The organism is Streptomyces capitiformicae (assembly GCF_002214185.1).
GTDB lineage: Bacteria > Actinomycetota > Actinomycetes > Streptomycetales > Streptomycetaceae > Streptomyces > Streptomyces capitiformicae.
The window spans coordinates 3,667,870-3,683,868 of record NZ_CP022161.1 but is presented as its reverse complement, the minus strand read 5'-3'; the positions used below and the strand labels follow the sequence as shown (position 1 = coordinate 3,683,868).

General features: G+C 65.9%; 10 protein-coding genes. 5 read left to right on the top strand and 5 right to left on the bottom strand.

Features of this window, described 5'->3' with window-relative positions:
- Window positions 1–91: 91 nt before the first annotated feature.
- The 3 genes from CES90_RS16365 to CES90_RS16355 form a co-directional block, all read right to left on the bottom strand.
- Window positions 92–1,282 (bottom strand): alginate lyase family protein, encoded by a 1,191-nt coding sequence (locus tag CES90_RS16365; protein WP_189783324.1) that lies wholly within the window; start codon window positions 1,280–1,282, stop codon window positions 92–94.
- Between the two features lie 213 nt (window positions 1,283–1,495).
- The gene (locus CES90_RS16360) at window positions 1,496–2,035 is read right to left on the bottom strand and encodes a DinB family protein (protein WP_189783323.1); all 540 of its coding nucleotides are present in this window, start codon (window positions 2,033–2,035) and stop codon (window positions 1,496–1,498) included.
- A 35-nt stretch (window positions 2,036–2,070) separates the two neighbouring features.
- The gene (locus CES90_RS16355) at window positions 2,071–2,439 is read right to left on the bottom strand and encodes an ArsR/SmtB family transcription factor (RefSeq protein ID WP_189783322.1); all 369 of its coding nucleotides are present in this window, start codon (window positions 2,437–2,439) and stop codon (window positions 2,071–2,073) included.
- A gap of 177 nt (window positions 2,440–2,616) precedes the next feature.
- On the opposite strand from CES90_RS16355, the gene CES90_RS16350 reads away from it, so the two are divergent.
- From CES90_RS16350 to CES90_RS16330, 5 genes are all read left to right on the top strand, one after another.
- Window positions 2,617–3,996, top strand: coding sequence for an NAD(P)-binding domain-containing protein (locus CES90_RS16350; protein WP_229913848.1), 1,380 nt, complete (start codon window positions 2,617–2,619; stop codon window positions 3,994–3,996).
- Between the two features lie 28 nt (window positions 3,997–4,024).
- A complete protein-coding gene (locus tag CES90_RS16345) occupies window positions 4,025–4,492 on the top strand; it encodes an ArsI/CadI family heavy metal resistance metalloenzyme (protein WP_189783321.1) in 468 nt (155 codons plus the stop codon).
- A gap of 596 nt (window positions 4,493–5,088) precedes the next feature.
- Window positions 5,089–5,856, top strand: a complete 768-nt coding sequence (locus CES90_RS16340) for a nuclease-related domain-containing protein (RefSeq protein WP_208921424.1) — start codon at window positions 5,089–5,091, stop codon at window positions 5,854–5,856.
- A 337-nt stretch (window positions 5,857–6,193) separates the two neighbouring features.
- A complete protein-coding gene (locus CES90_RS16335; protein ID WP_229913847.1) occupies window positions 6,194–10,573 on the top strand; it encodes an AAA domain-containing protein in 4,380 nt (1,459 codons plus the stop codon).
- Window position 10,574: 1 nt separating this feature from the next.
- Window positions 10,575–11,537 (top strand): hypothetical protein, encoded by a 963-nt coding sequence (locus tag CES90_RS16330; RefSeq protein ID WP_120051350.1) that lies wholly within the window; start codon window positions 10,575–10,577, stop codon window positions 11,535–11,537.
- A 101-nt stretch (window positions 11,538–11,638) separates the two neighbouring features.
- On the opposite strand, the gene CES90_RS16325 is transcribed toward CES90_RS16330, so the two are convergent.
- Together CES90_RS16325 and CES90_RS16320 are read right to left on the bottom strand one after the other, a co-directional pair.
- Window positions 11,639–13,003: a hypothetical protein gene (locus CES90_RS16325; RefSeq protein ID WP_229913846.1), complete on the bottom strand. Its 1,365-nt coding sequence runs from the start codon at window positions 13,001–13,003 to the stop codon at window positions 11,639–11,641.
- A gap of 163 nt (window positions 13,004–13,166) precedes the next feature.
- Window positions 13,167–15,995: a TrlF family AAA-like ATPase gene (locus CES90_RS16320; RefSeq protein WP_373313350.1), complete on the bottom strand. Its 2,829-nt coding sequence runs from the start codon at window positions 15,993–15,995 to the stop codon at window positions 13,167–13,169.
- Window positions 15,996–15,999 lie beyond the last annotated feature (4 nt).

Below are 15,999 nucleotides of genomic sequence, written 5' to 3'. Positions count from 1 at the left end.
AGGCTGCGTAGGCCTGCCCGGCGCCGCGGCACCATGTGCCGGTCCGGCCTCCGGTGACGGCCGGTTTCTTTGTCCTGTCAACGGGCGGTGGTCAGTTGGGGTTGTCTGCGTGCGTGAGGGTCCCCCAGGCGTTGAAGTAGTTGTCCGTGCCCGACGGCCGATGTGCCTCGGTGTACTTCTGGGTGTTGGACATGGCGATGCCGAGGCGGTTGCGAAGGGCGTTGAAGGCAACCTCGGTGACCTGGCCGAGGCCCTTCTTGACCGAGCCGCCGCACAGCCAGGAGGGTACGGCGGTGCCGTTCTCGTAGGACGTGTGGAAGCCCAGTGCGTGGCGCAGCCGGTCCTGAATCCTGGGATAGAGGTCCTGGCCCTGGATCCGGCTGGTCTCCGCGATGTTCGCTAGGGAGGCGATGCCCCAGCCGGTGTGCCCGAAGTCGCGGCAGGTCTCCTGGGCGAGGCCGTCGGTGAAGGTGCTCTGCCCCTGCCAGTACTTGATGATCTCGGCACTGGTATCGATGCTGCTGCCCGCGGGCGGCTTGGGCACGTCACCGTCGCCGGTCAGGTAGATGTATGCCGGTACGCGGGCGAGGTAGGTACTGACGGCCTTGTCATAGGCGGCACGGTCCTCGATGAAGACGGAGATGCCGAGCGCCGCCTCGGTCATGACCAGTTCCCAGTTGCCGTTCTTGGTCGAGGCGCCGTTGATCACCTCGGGGAGGTACACGTCGCGCAGCATGGTCGCGAAACGGCCCGCACCCGGCCAGCCGCCGTCGTAGGTGTACTTGATGATCTCGGCGGCGCGCGGCCAGGTGGAACCGGCCCAGCCGGTCTGCAGCGGGGCGTTGCTGTTGGTGTGGTCGGTGATGGTCGCGGACCAGGCGTCCATGATCTCGATCGACTTCTTGGCGTACCTGCTGTCCCGGGTGAAGTACCAGGCGAGCGCGTGTGTGTAGGCCGCGATGGCGTCCTGGCGCTCGTCGGTGCAGCCGTGGTTGGGGTTGGATGACGAGCCGCATTCCACGATGGGACGTGGTTTGGCGGTACGCGACAACGAAGCGTAGGAGCTGGCCATCATGGCGTCGTACGCGGCCTTCCACGGCTGTTGGCCGGCCTGCACCTTCGACCGGGCGTGGTCGAGCTGGCCCCGGCTCACCAGCACACCCGGGTGGGTGAAGGTGGCCGGTGCGGCCGTCGCCCGTTGGACGGGGCCGGTGAACTGGACGCTCAACAGGCTGGCCAGCAGGGCGAGAACACTGAGCAGGGCGGTTCTGGTTCGTACCATCCGATGACCTCTTCCATTCACGAATGAGACCAAAGTTCCAAATACAGAAGCTTGGTCCGGACCATAAGAATCAATCGTGAACATGTCAATATAGGAGGCGGACCGGCGGCCCTCTGCGTCTGGTCCGCGACGGGCCGCCTCACCGTCGGGGAGCCACACGCGCTGTCGGGGCGCTGCGCCTGACCCGGCGAGGCGGCTTGGGGCTTTCTCTCGTCAATGCCCTTCGTCGGCCAGGGTGAGCTGCCGGCGGTGGAAGTCGAAGTGCTGGGTCGGGTAGCGGTAGAGGTCGCCGATGGTCATGACCTCTCGGAAGAACGGGTCCCAGCGGGTGGGGTAGTGCATGGCGAGCGCGAGGTCGGCCTCCTGCTCGGTGTCGAGGCGGCGATGCAAGGAGCTGATCACGCGGTCGAACACGATCCCCGTGCGGCGGCGCCCGAAGACCATTGCCCCGCCGAGCGGACCGAGGTAGTTGACGGCGTCGAAGGGCCTGGTCCCAGCGTTGAGAAGGGCGGCGAAGGCCCGGCTGACGCCGCTCGGCAGTCGCCCGAAGATGCGCAGCAAGAGCAGCAGCGGTCGGATCAGGATGTAGCCGAAGAGCATGTGGAACAGCAGCTGTTCATTGGTCCACCGGGTGCCGTTGGTGGGCCTGCGCAGGTCGTCCTCGGTGGCGTCGTCGAGGAGCCGGTGGAACGTCGTCCGGGCTCGCTCCAGCTCGTCGTGGATCGCCTGACGATCCAGCAAAGCGTTGCTCATCGGACTCACCCGCTCCCCGGGTCGGTCCAGTCGGCTCAGCCCAGGCTGCCGAGCATCTGCCCCATGGCGGCGACCACCGACGGCTCCACCTTGTAGTACACCCAGGTGCCGCGCCGCTCGGAGGTGAGGAGCCCGGCCTCCCTCAGCTTCTTCAGGTGGTGGGAGACGGTCGGCTGGGAGACGCCGACGTCGGAGATGTCGCACACGCACGCCTCGCCACCCTCGTGCGAGGCGACCAGCGAGAACAGCCGCAGCCGGACCGGATCGCCGAGCGCCTTGAACATCCGGGCGGTCTTCTCCGCCTCCTCGGCGGTCAGTGGACGCTCAGTGAGCGGCGGGCAGCACGGTGCCACGACCTCGGAAGCCTCGGGCTCCAGCAGCGGCAGCACGTTGGTATTCGACATGCATCTATGTTGACATATGTCGAACCAGAATGGCGAGGGGCGGTTGGCCTCAGAGGGGGCGGGGCGACGCGATCAGTCAGTACTGGATTCGATGCATGTCTATGTTGACGCTTATCGATTCAAGTGCCATGCTGGCCGGGTAAGACATCGACAAACGTCGAAGCAAAGGGGAATCTCGTGGCTGCGTCCATCAACAGTGTGCTCACCACCGACCAGCTGCCCGTCGTGGTCATCGGCGCCGGCCCCATCGGCCTGGCCGCAGCCGCCCACCTCGTCGAGCGCGGCATCGAACCCCTGGTCCTGGAGGCCGGCCCCACTGCTGGCAGCGCCGTACGCGACTGGTCCCATGTCCGCCTCTTCTCGACCTGGGGCGAGGTCATCGACTCGGCCGCCGAGAAGCTCCTCGCCCCGACCGGCTGGGTCCGCCCCGATGCCTCCGCCTACCCGACCGGCGGCGACTGGGCCGACAAGTACCTCCAGCCGCTCGCCGACGTCCTGGGCGACAAGATCCGCTACGGCGCGACGGTCACCGGCGTCGCCCGCGCCGGACGGGACCGCATCGTCGACGCGGGCCGCGACGAGCAGCCCTTCACCGTGCACGTCCAGTCCGCCGACGGCCACGAGGAGCGGATCACCGCCCGCGCCGTCATCGACGCCTCCGGCACCTGGTCCGTCCCGAGCCCGATGGGCGCGGACGGCCTGCCCGCCCTCGGCGAGAAGTCGGCCGCGGACCGCATCTCCTACCGCGTCCCGGACCTGAAGGACCCGGCCGTACGCGCCCTTTACGCGGGCAAGCGCGCCGCCGTCGTCGGCTCCGGATCCTCCGCCTTCACCACCCTCGCCCTCCTCGCCGACCTTGCGAAGGAGGAGGACGGCACGCACGCGGTGTGGATCCTGCGGCGCGGCATCGGCGCGAACACCTACGGCGGCGGCGAGGCCGACCAGCTCCCCGCCCGCGGCGCCCTGGGCCTGCGCGCCAAGGAAGCCGTCGACGCCGGCCACGCGAGCGCGGTCACCGGCTTCCGTACACAGGCTGTGGAACACGACGGCGACCGGCTCATCCTCGTCGCCGAGGACAGCCGCCGCCTGGACCCCGTCGACGAGGTCATCGTCCTGACCGGCCTCCGCCCCGACCTGTCCTTCCTCTCCGAACTCCGCCTCGGCCTCGACGAACGCCTCCAGGCCCCGACCGCGCTCGCCCCGCTGATCGACCCCAACGTGCACTCCTGCGGCACGGTCTACCCCCACGGCGTGAACGAGCTCTCCCACCCCGAACAGGGCGTCTACCTGGTCGGCATGAAGTCCTACGGCCGCGCCCCCACCTTCCTCGCCATGACCGGCTACGAGCAGGTCCGCTCCATCACCGCCGCGATCGCCGGAGACCAGGAGGCCGCCGAGCGCGTCGAACTCACCCTCCCGGAGACGGGCGTGTGCGGCGGCGCGGGCCTCTTCGACGAGCCGGAGAACGCCGAAGAGCCCGGCGGCGGATGCTGCGCCACCCCCACCACCCTCCACATCGGCATCGGCGCCCCGGCCACCACCTCCGGCAGCTGCTGAACACCCCACCCACCCCAGGAGGTTCGCCATGGCATCCCGCGTACAGCTCGCCCTCCGCGTCCCCGACCTCGCCGAGTCCGTCGCCTTCTACACGAAGCTCTTCGGCACCGAGCCCGCCAAACTCCGCGACGGCTACGCCAACTTCGCCATCGCCGAGCCCCCGCTCAAGCTCGTCCTCATCGAAGGCATCGCAGGTGAGGCGACCCTCATGGATCACCTCGGCGTCGAGGTCGAGACGACCGAGGCGGTGCACGCCGCCACCGCCCGCCTGGGCGAGGCGGGTCTGAACACCGACGTGGAGAACGACACCACCTGTTGCTACGCCCTCCAGGACAAGGTCTGGGTCCACGGCCCCGGCCACGAACCCTGGGAGGTGTACGTCGTCAAGGCCGACGCCGACTCCCTGGCCAAGCAGCAGGGAAGCACCTGCTGCGCCGGCCCGGCCGACGCGGACGTCGACGTGAAGGAACCGGCCGTCGCGGGCGGCTGTTGCTGATCCGCCGATGACCGATCTCCACACCAGCGAGGCCGTGACCGGGACGGGGGACCGGTCACGGCCTCGCGCCGCCCTGCCCGCCGCAGGTCAGGTCAGTGCCCATATGCCCTCAATGTGCCCTGGCCGCCTGACGATCCCTCCCAGCACATGACTGGGGCGGGACCCGAAAGCCCCGCCCGAAACCCGCGAACCCCAAGTCAGGGCCACACAAGGCAATAAGGCTGATGCCCCGCCTCATGCAGACGATGGCTGAAATCCTGCCACTCGTGCAGCGATTGGGGGCAGGAGGGGGCTGACCTGGGGTTTCGCGGGGGGATGTGCGTTGACCTGGGAAAACTCCTCTCGGTAGTTCTCACGGGGCAACGCCGTTTCCAGGGCTCATGTGCCCTGGATGTGCCCTCGCCCTGTCTGCAGAACCAGCTGGGGAGCGCCCGATCTCGACCACCAGCCTGCTCGGCGCAGACATGAGGCTGTCTTGCTCGCTGTTTCTGATCCTGGTCACATGGTCATTGGCCTTTGACGGGATGTGAAACGGGGGGCGCGTGAGCGGCTTACAGGTCTCCGCATGGAAGCGTTACGGACATGACCGTCTCTACGTGAATCAGTCGGACGGCAAGAAGGTCGCATGGTTCGACCGCCGCACGGGGTATCTGGAGCTCCTTGTTGAGGAACAGCGGGACGCGGTACTTGATGTCCTTGCGCCCTATCTCACTGCTTCATCTTCGCCCGTAGCGCACAAGGCACTGCATTCTGAGGACGATCTTGCCGGGAACCGTCCGGGAGACGCGCTGCAGATGAAGGTGGACGAGCTGACGCCCGGCTTCTGGCAGTGGGCGTTGGCCAGGCTGTCCGGTCGGCGTCTGGAGGCGGACAGTTGGCGCGCAGGACTGGCCGGCGAGCGCCGGGTGGGAGCAGAGCTGGAGAGGCTGGCGCGGCGAGGCTGGCGAGTTCTGCACTCCATACCCCTGCCCGGTGAAGTTGACATCGACCACGTCCTGATTGGTCCGGGCGGCGCCTTCTGCTTCAACACGAAGCGCCACCGCGGAGCGCGCGTTTGGGTGGGTGATGACTCTGTTCGCATAGGCGGCCAGTCGTACCCCTACGTGCGAAAGAGCCGAGCAGAGGCGCGGCGGGCCTCAGCTGCGCTGACGAGTGCATGCGGCTTTCCCGTCGAGGTTCAGCCGGTGCTCGCCTTCGTTGCGGTGGCAGAGCTGCAGGTCGTGCCGTCACTCCGGGACGTGCGAGTCCTTCAGGAGCACGACATCTCGGCGTTCAAGCACCTCAAGTCTGGCTTGCGACCGGACAAGGTCGAGTTGGTGTACACGGCGGCACGTGATCGCCGCACGTGGGTTCGCTCCTACTAGCGGTTGGCTGGGTTACAGCCAACTTTCGCGAAATGTGGCTTGTTCACGTCATTACTCGCCGGTCTCTGTTGATGGCGGCCCTTCTCTCCCACATCCTGGAAGGCTTTCCATCGAGCCATGACCTGGGGGATAAGTGTCTCTTCACTCTGCACTCCGTGCGAACAATCCGGAGGCGGTCCACCGTACGCGCCAACTAATCGAATATATCCGCGAATTCGTTCGCGGGTCGTACAAGCCGGTGCGGGACTGGCAGAAATATCCGGAGGTCCTCTGGCTCTCCGGCCTGCCGGACGACAGGCTCCGGCGGAACCCAGACGGCGACCGGACGCTTCTCAAGGTGGCACACCGCCCGCCTCGCCCGGCTCCTGTCATACCCGAGGTGCTGGCGGGCTGGATCGACCCTGAGGCCGCCGCCACCGCGACGCCCGAAGCGCCGCCGCTGGCCGAGTCGGGGCCGGGTCAGGGCTGGCAGGAGGATGAGAACGGAAACCTGTTCGAGGTTTCCGAAATCCGCCGGGAGGAAGCGCACGACGTGCTGCGCGCCTACACGCGATGGCTCGACGCGTGGCGCAAGTGGTCGGAGAAAGAGCGCGTCGACCGGCCTTACCGGGAGCTCTATCAGCAGCTGTACCGAATGGCGACCAGGATTCAGCAGGACGGCGAGGAATATGAGGCGGTACTAGGCACCGGATTGCTGACCGTCGGAGCCGCACGTCCGTCGGCGCGCATCGCCCGGCACATTCTGACGGCGCCGCTGATACTCACCGTGAATTCCACGAACATGTCCATCACCGTGGCCCTCGCACCCGGCGACCCGGCGCGACTGGAGGACAGAGAGTTCCTCGACGCGGACGAGGGCTACAGCACCCGTCTGCTGGGCCCGCTGCGGGAACGTGTCGATGCGGAAGGATTCCATCCGCTGTCCCCGGACTCCCAGGACATGCTCGGTGACTGGTCGGAGAGGGCGTTCGGCACCGATCGCGCGGTGGCGTTCCACCGCGGCTGGGGCCGCCCGCCCGCCGACCCGGCGCTGCCGGTGCCCACGCTCGGATTCGCGCCGGCGATCATTCTCCGTCAGCGAGGCCAGGGCGCCCTCGTGAACTTCTATGACGGCATCGCGAACCGCCTCGCCCAGCCCGGTGCAATCGCGCCACTGGGCCTGGCTCAGTTGCTGTACCGGCTCGAAGCGGAAGACCGCAGGGTGTGGGGTACGGCGGCGGGGGGCCGTGACGTGCCGCCCGCCCTCGGCCCCGACCCGCTGTTTCCGCTGCTGTCGAACGAAGCCCAGCGGGAGGTACTGAGGCGCCTACAGACCGATACCGGCGTTGTCGTTCAGGGACCGCCTGGCACGGGAAAGACGCACACCATCGCCAACCTCGTGTGTGCCTTGCTGGCGGACGGCAAGCGAGTGCTCGTGACGAGTGAGAAGGGCCAGGCGCTGAAGGTCCTGCGGCAGCAACTGCCTCCTGAGCTGCGCAGCCTGTGCGTCCTCCAGGGCGACCGACGCCAGGACGGCAGCGACGACCTGGAACAGTCCGTGCGCGCGCTCTCCCAGCTCAGTGCCACCCAGTCGACGGAGCGCCTCAACGTAAGGATCAAGGGCTATGAGGCGCTGCGCTCTGAACTGTCGGACACCCGCGCGCGGCTCCGTGACGATCTGCGCGCCATACGTGAGGCGGAGTGGTACGAACACCTCGACGTGGCACCCGGATACAAGGGGCGGCTCGTGGAGATCGTGGAGACCGTCGCAGCCGGTGCATCGAAGTACGACTGGATGCCCGACCTGCCCGCCTCGGCACCGCGACAACCTTCGCTGAGCCAGGACGAGGCCCAGCGCCTGCTGGGTCTGGTATCCCGGCACGGGGCCGGAGTGCTGGACGAGCATGCCGCCCGCTGCCCGGACCCCGCAGACTTCGTCCCACCCGTGCTGTTCGAAGAGGCGGTCAATGCCCTAGACGCCGCTGTACGTGCCTGTGCTGCGCCGGCGTCTGACACACTCGCCCTCGAACTCGCAGATTGCGGAAATGAGTTGATCGCGACTCTGGTCGGTCTGCTGGACGCGGCGGAACACGCGCTGCAGAGCGAGGGACTGCCGGGCGATCCTGCTGCCTGGCCGCCCGAGGAGTGGACCACGCGTGCCTTGCAGGACGGAATGGCGGGCCGACGGCAGCAGCTGTGGGAGGGAGTGCGGCAGGCGTCCGCCCGTGCCGAAGACGTTCAGAGCGTCCTTCAGCACATGCCCTTCGCCGTGCTCGACGTACCCGACGTGGCGCTTGCTGAGGAATCACGTCTCATCGCCGCCGGGAAGGACCTCGAACAGTACTTGCGTGCAGGTGGCAAGCTGCGCAAGTTCGCCCCGAGGTCGGTCCAGAAGGAGGCCCAAGTCCTTCTGCGAGACTGCCGGGTGGATGGGCGGCTGCCCAGCACACCGGACGAGATCTCCGCCTTGGTGGCTCATCTGGCGGCACGCCAGTGCGTTCGGCAGCTGAACGAGCGCTGGAAGAGCGTCGACGCGCCCGAGGCCGAGGGCTCCACACAGGTGGCTCTGTCGGAGCTGCTGGACCGGGTGCCGACGCTCCGCGCGGTGGACGGATTCACCCACTCCGTACGTACGCTGCACGATGTCCTGCTCAAGGCCCGGATCAAGGCCACGGTGCGGACGGCACAGCAGTGGGATGACGTCCGTACGTCGGCGAACGCCGCGGAACGGCTGCTCCGTGCCCGTGAAGCGGAGGAGAGGCTGCGATCCATCTCCGAGCAGCTGCCGCGACCCGATGCCCGCGGAGTGACCGAACTGGAAGAGGTCCACCGGGCTGTCACCGCCCGTAATCCGCGGGCGTACACGTCCGCGATCGACTCGCTGACCGAGGCGTTCCACCGTGAGGCCGATCGTCGGGAGGCCCGCAAACTCCTGGATCGACTGTCCGAGGACCACCCCGAACTGGCGCGGCGCTTCGCCGAGTCCCCAACCGAGGCGGCCTGGGAGGCCCGCCTCGCGAACCTGGACGGAGCCTGGGCATGGCGGCGAGCACGCACCTTCCAGGACACGATGCTGACGCCTGGGAGAGAAGCTCGACTGGAAGGTGAACTGGACGCGGTCGAGACACAGTTGAGGAACACGGTGACTCAACTGGCCGCTAGCAGAGCGCTGTATCACTGCCTGGACCGGATGACGGTCGGCCAGAAACAGGCACTGAGCGCCTATGCGTCGGCCATGGCGAACGCAGGCAAGGGAATGACGAAACTCGGCAAGCGGCATCTGAAGAACGCCCGTTCCGCGATGCGTGAGGCGCGTGCCGCGGTTCCGGCCTGGGTCATGCCGATCAAGCAGGTCGCCGAAATGATTGATCCCGAGCCGGATGCCTTCGACGTCGTCATCGTGGACGAGGCGAGCCAGGTCGGTCTGGACGGGCTGATGCTGCTGTGGCTCGCTCCGAGAGTCATCGTCGTGGGTGACGACAAGCAGTGTGTCCCGTTCTACACGGGTGGTAAGCACGAGCGGTTCGACGAACTCCTCGACTCACTCCTGCCCCATCTCATCGACTGGCAGCGGGACGGGCTCAGTCCAAAGTCCAACCTGTATGCCCTGTTGTCCGCCCGTTTTCCCGAGACGATCCGGCTTACCGAGCACTTCCGGTGCATGCCGGAGATCATCAAATGGTCCTCCACCCAGTTCTATCCCGACAACGAACTCGTGCCGTTGCGACAGTACGGAGCGGATCGGCTGCGGCCCCTCGAAGTCGTCCATGTCCATGAGGGCCACTGCGAGGGACGGGGAGACACCCTGGTCAACAGGCCCGAGGCAGAACGCATCGTCGCCACGTTGCAGAAACTCGCGGAGGACGACGCGTACGCGAAACGGAGTTTCGGAGTCATCGTGCTTCGTTCCGGACACCAGACAAGGCTGTTGGAAAATCTCATCGATACGCGGATCGACCCCGCGATCCGCGAGCGACACAACATACGTGTCGGCACGGCCGAACAGTTCCAGGGGGACGAACGGGACGTCATCCTGCTCTCGCTGGTCATCGACGCCGGCCACACCCGGGCCCTGACCGGCCAGGGGGACGGAAGGCGGTTCAACGTGGCCGCCAGCCGGGCGCGCGACCAGATGTGGCTGTTCACCTCCGTCACACCGGACCAGCTGCGCAGCAGGGACCTGCGCCACTCCCTGCTCACCTATATGCAGGCGCCGCCGGAACTCCAGGGCGCCTCTCCCAGCCTGTCCGCCGTCTCGCCCGACGAGCCGTGCAAGCCGTTCGAGTCCCTCTTCGAGCAGCAGGTCTTCCGAAGGATCAAGGAACGCGGCTACCACGTCGTTCCGCAGTGGAAGGTCAGCGGCAAACACATCGACCTCGTCGTCGTCGGAGAGGCGGGCCGTCTCGCCGTGGAGTGCGACGGCAGCCCATTTCACTCCAATCTTGACGACATCCGTGAGGACTACGAGCGGGAGCGCGAACTGCGCCGAGCGGGCTGGCAGTTCTGGCGCGTGCGCAGCAGCGAGTTCGCCTTGTCCCCGGAGGATTCGCTGGCCCCGTTGTGGCAGCGGCTGGACGCTCTGGGCATCAGCCCCGGAGTCACCGAGGAGGCGCATGGTGACGCGGGGAGCACATGGACTCCGGTCGACATCGACGACGCCGATGACACCGACCTCACCGCCGACGAACTCGACGCAATGCTCGATGAGGATGCGTCCGTCTCTGCCGAAGGAGCTTGACATGAGCGAAGTCTTCGACGACAGCACGCTGACGGAGATCGCCCACCTGATCTGCGGGGACGAGCCGCCGCTGCTCTACCGCAAGGGGTACGAGATCGCCGCGTTCTTCCAACGGGCGGGTTGGGACGACGTTCCGGAGTACGACGGCAGCACACCCAGGCACAAGTGGGCCCGGGAACTCCTCAAGGAACGGCAGGAGGACGGCACGGATGACGCCGAGCGCGCAATACTGCGCCTGGCGAACCGCCTTGAGTACTACAACCAGCAGCACGAGTACCGCGCCACACTAAAGCAGCTCAACGAGATACTCGTGCTCGGCGGACGCCGCATCGGCGAGGACGGAGGCCAACTGGCCCTCGTCCGCTGTGAGGCCGGATTCGAGGACGAAGTACGGCAGCTGCCGCGTGTCGAGCTGAAGGTCTCTGTGACGGAGGTGGTGAGCGACCCGGAACTCGCCGCCACCGTGCAACTCCGGCTGGACGAGGCACGCACCTGCTACGAGCACGGCGCCTACACGTCGGCGGTCATCATGCTGGGCAGCCTCCTAGAGGGTGTGCTCGCGCATGCTGCGCAGGTCCGTGCCGCAGGCGTACCCATGCCGAAGCCGTTGCGGAACATGGGGCTGAATGACTTCTTGAACTTCGCGTACGAGAACAAATGGATCGAGTACGACGCCAAGCTGACCTCGGAGCTTATCCGGCAGTACAGGAATCTCGTCCATCCCCTGGCAGAGAAACAGAAGGGACACAGCCCGAACCGCGACACCCTCGACATGTGCTGGCCGGTGGTGAATGCCACGCTGAACGATCTCGCGGCGACGGCGGCAGCGCCTCCTGTACCGCCCACTCCGCGTGCGCCCACAGAACGAGGTCGTGGTCGTAATCCCAATGCCTCCGCACAACGCCCAACGCCGGCCTCTGTTGCTCGCCGCCGTCCGGGCGGTGGAACAACGGCGGGTACATGAACCGGGGTGCACTCGATCCAACGTAGGCGGAGAAAGCGTGGAGTTTCTGATGGCGTCTCCTCCGCCTGCGCAGAACATAGAACACTGAGACTGAAGGGGGGTTACGTCGAGGCGTCCTCAGTGCTCGTGCTCTTCCTTAAACGCAGTAGGCGCATGGCCAGGACTGTTCCGTCTTCTTGGATCGAGACAGGGCCTCCCCAGTTCGGATCCCACGTCTGTCCTGGCCAGGTGCCGCGTCTTGCGTAAATTTCACTGCGGTACTCCTCGGCCTTCCCAGCTGAGAGGAGGGCGAAGAGATCGGCTGCGACGCCGGAGAACGCCTCTACACGCTTGTTGTTCAGCCGGAAGACGTGATCCGTGCCGACGAAGGGGATGCCGAGAAGCCTGTACGTCGCGTCTTGGACGCTTCCTGATGCCGCATGCGCGACACCGGCGTCGTAGCGTCGACTCCCCTGGTCGGTGGTGAGGTAGCGAGCGGTTGTGGCGCCATCGCCTGCGAAGGCAGTTGTTCCGGCTGTCGCTGTTCGTGCCACGACGTGCTGGAACCATGCTGAGTCCTCGGACTGGACATGGAAACCGGGCTCGGACTGGGGAACCCGGTCACCGCGCGTGGGAGGCCGGATGCCCGGCACGATGTTCCCTTTTTCGGCGGGACTGTTCACGCTTCGCAGCGGATGCTCGGGCGAGCCGTATAACCAGCCGTCCTCTCCTCGTGCGTGCAGGACATGGACTGTAACGGGTCCCTCCGAAGGGAACTCCGTACTGAAGACAAGGCATGGTGTTTCGTTCCACGCGCCGATGTGCATGGCCTCGACATGGGCTGAGCATGCGGCGAGTTGGGAATAGGAGGGTTTAGGGCCTCCATGGTTCCCCGTGGTCGCAATCGGGAAGACACGTGACGGCTCGCCCGGCTTCCAGACTTCGGCGAAAAAGTCGGGCCGGTAGGCGTAACCGACCGATCCCTTGGACCATCCAGCCCGTATGACTACATCGGCGCTGACGAAGGATACGAAGCGGTCTGGATATCGACGTAGGAGGGCCTGCCGTGCCAGGGCAAGGGCGAAACCCTGCCCCAACTCCCGCGACTGCAGACGCTTGTAGTCCCGGGCTATCCCTTTGGCTTCGGCGGACAACTGTATGTAGCTGTCCGCTACCGCATCGAGCGCCTGGCTGTACTTGAGGCTTCCCCAATGCTCGGCGAGACCACGCCCAGCGCCTTGTCGAGAGAGGGAAAGAGCCTGCGCGAGGTCGTGCAGTACATGCCACGGAGCCAGCTCTACCGACTGTCCGAGTTCCGCCCTCGGGAGAGCCTCCAGGCCGCTCTTCCGTCGGAGCGAAGTACCTTTCTCCGCACGCTTCTTGTCATCCTTGGCCACGGCCACCTCGACGCTGCCGACCAGCGCCGAATCCGACTGAACGGCTACGTTCGACGGACGCGCGAGGTCCCGTAACACGCCTTTCGTCACCCTTGGTTTCGCCTTCAACCTGCACGCCCCCAGTATCCATGCAATCTGTACACGTCAAGACGGAAGCTATGTGCCCCGTACGGGGCGCACGCAAGTGCGCATGTCTACGTGATGGGGGCACGCGGAACTCGGTGCCGTGAACATCGCACTGCCAGCCGAACTGTCAGCCGTGTAGAGCGGCTCGGTAGGTGCTGAGTTCGTTGTTGTAGCGGCGCTCCCGAGACATGAACGCTGCGGTTCCACCCTCCAGGATGTCCTGGATGTCATGACGGACCTTCGTCACTTCGATGGGGCCCACGTGCTCCTGATCGTGGTACCCCTCAGCACCTGCCACCGCAGCGCTGGTCTTGATTCGGATCCGAGAGCCGTCGTTCTCGAGGACGATCACCCGCTCCGCGTCAGCATTCACAGGAATGTTGGCATTGTGCGTGATCACGATGACCTGCCGGTGCCACCGGCTCTTCCTGATCTCCGGCACAATGAGCTGAGAGATCCACGCAGTATCCAGGTCGTCCTCGGGCTGGTCCAGCACGAGCGGTTCCGTCCCATGGTGTAGGACGAAGCTGAGCATTGCCGCGCTGCGCTGGCCTGGCGAACCGGTGGTGACCGACTGCCAGTCGGCGTCGTTCTCGGCCTTGCCGCCGTCCCGCAGGAAGAACATCACCACGGCGTCGTCCGGGAAATTCATTGCGAGACGGATGCGTTGTGTCGACTCCAGCTTCGCCAGCTTGCTCCACCAGGTGGCTTTACCGCCGGCCTCTTTACGTAGTTGCGTGAAGTCGCACGTCAGCAGGGACCGGCGCCAGAGTTCCTGACGGCGCTGTCCGTCATTGAGTGGCGCGCTCCAAAGCCACTCAGCTAGGGCGGGGATGTCGTCGACGAACCCGCCGGATCGGACTCCGAGTTGACCACGCACGTCCTGTACCCAGCTGGTGCAGTTACCGTGCGGGACCACCTCAAAACGCAGTGATCCGCTGCGCTTGGCTACTTCTGCAAACAGCGTCTCGCGACGTCGACGCCGGCGTTCGTAGGTGCGCTTCAGGTCGGACCATGCCGCTTCCTCCGCGCTGCGTAGCCCAGGGGCAGCGGCTTCGTCATCCTCAAGCTCCCGCAGGACTCCCTGCACGGAGTTCAGTGCCTCGGTAAGCGCGAGGTAGGCCGTGGGCTCCACTCCGAGCAAGCTCAACCGTTGCTGGAACTCGATGATCTCCCTGTCCGCACGCTGCACCCGATCGGCCCAGACCCCCGTCTGCTGCCGCTGGCGGTTCTGCTCAAGTGCTTCCTTCGCCGCTATGACACTGGCTCGGACAGTCCGGTTGAGCTCGTCACGGATCTGGGCAAGTTCCGCATACAACTGCTGAGGCTCCTCGTCCAGCCCTGCTGGAGGCTTTGGCAGTGCTGCTTGCAGACGCTTGATCGTTGCCGCGCCAAGTTCGTCCACTGCGGCCTCGAACCGCGCGGCGTCGGCGCCGAGTCTGGCGTGGTCGCGTCTAATCCGCTCGCTCTCCAAACGGGAGCTCTGGCTCTCAGCATCCCCGAATGCTTCGATCTGATGGAGAAGTTCGCCGTGCCGGGCCATCTGCGAGGGGCGCTGAGCGAGCCGCGCTTCGACGCTGATCCGCTTGGCGACTCTCGTCAGGCACTGGGTCCGTGCTGCATCCAACTCGATCGCGAATCCGCCCGGAGCGGCTGCATCAGCCTCAAGGGCCGCGTCAACGAGGCTCAACAGGTGCTTGGATGCGGCAAAACGGTCCGAACGGTCATGTGCGGTCCGTTCGAACAGCTCCTTCTGGCTGAAGACACGCATCGGGAAGTGTGTTGGCAACTGCACGCCGTTGCGCTCTGTGCGTGAGCCCAGCGCGGAGCTCCACAGAGCAGTCTGCTGCTCCCGGGAGATGGCGAGTCTGTGCTGTGCGGTCAATCGTGCTTCGCTGAAGACGCCATCGACGAATGCGGTCGCCTCGTGCTCGATGGAGTCCGGCAGACTCTGGGTGCTGCCGTATAGTTGCCGCAATGCGGAGACCACGGTTGATTTGCCGGCGCCGCGGCCTCCGATAATCACGTTCAGCCGTGGGTCGAAGGAGACCCGTAGCGGCTCTGTGGAGTTGCCCAACGTGCCGCCGAGTTCGATATTCCTTACCCAGGCGTGGTCGACGACATTGGGGTCTGGGTTCGCGATCAGCCGTGGGTCCCAGCTCGGCATGATGCGGGCGTCGTGGTCAAGAAATGCCTGCCGCAGTGACTCCTTCGATGGCGTATCCATTCGGATCCATGTGTAACGCGACCCTAAACCCTCCAGGCTGTAGGCGTCTGACGTCGCGAGAAACGGCATGCGCGCAAGACATGGGAATTCGCCAAGAGCCCGGTTGAGGAACCGGGCCACGAAACTCTTCCCGGCGCGCCGTTCCTCTGTTACCTCTCCGGGGTCCACCGCGCTGAGCCGGTCGTGATGGAGCGCCTTCCAACGCAGATCCCCGCGCACGGTGTTCCCCGAGGCAAGACCATTGTCGGTGAGCACGTGCGGAGCAATCGCCAGCCACTGCTCAGGAAGATCATCCAAGATCTGATTGACCGTCCGGGGAGCTGGTGCGGGGTCATTTGTCCTCGGGTTCAACCTCGGGTGATCGTCGTCGAAGCCGCAAGTGCGAGCAAGCAGCACATTGATGTCCTGCTCCGTACGGTCCAGGTCGCCGATCAGTACCAGGTGAGCCCCGTCCGACCCAGAGGCCGTCGTCACCTCGACGCCGGGGAAGACGACGATGTCGTGCCTCCGTCCCGCGGCCTGCATGACAGGCAGCCACGCACCGGTGTTGTGGTCCGCCAGCGCGATCACCTCGATGCCGGATTCGCGGAGCCTCTCCATGTAAGCGTCCGCGAAGCGGGCCCTGTCCGCCTCCAGGGAGAAGTCGTATGAGCTACCTGGTGGCAGGTTGAACTTCCATGCTGGTGTGGCCACTTGGAGGTCACACTTGTACCAACGGGACGCCTTCATCACC

Excerpts from the sequence above, each read along its gene's own strand:
- CES90_RS16345 (WP_189783321.1), top strand. The coding sequence starts at position 4,025 with ATGGCATCCCGCGTACAGCTCGCCCTCCGCGTCCCCGACCTCGCCGAG.
- CES90_RS16320 (WP_373313350.1), bottom strand. The coding sequence starts at position 15,995 with ATGAAGGCGTCCCGTTGGTACAAGTGTGACCTCCAAGTGGCCACACCA.
- CES90_RS16355 (WP_189783322.1), bottom strand. The coding sequence starts at position 2,439 with ATGTCGAATACCAACGTGCTGCCGCTGCTGGAGCCCGAGGCTTCCGAG.
- CES90_RS16330 (WP_120051350.1), top strand. The coding sequence starts at position 10,575 with ATGAGCGAAGTCTTCGACGACAGCACGCTGACGGAGATCGCCCACCTG.
- CES90_RS16365 (WP_189783324.1), bottom strand. The coding sequence starts at position 1,282 with ATGGTACGAACCAGAACCGCCCTGCTCAGTGTTCTCGCCCTGCTGGCC.
- CES90_RS16360 (WP_189783323.1), bottom strand. The coding sequence starts at position 2,035 with ATGAGCAACGCTTTGCTGGATCGTCAGGCGATCCACGACGAGCTGGAG.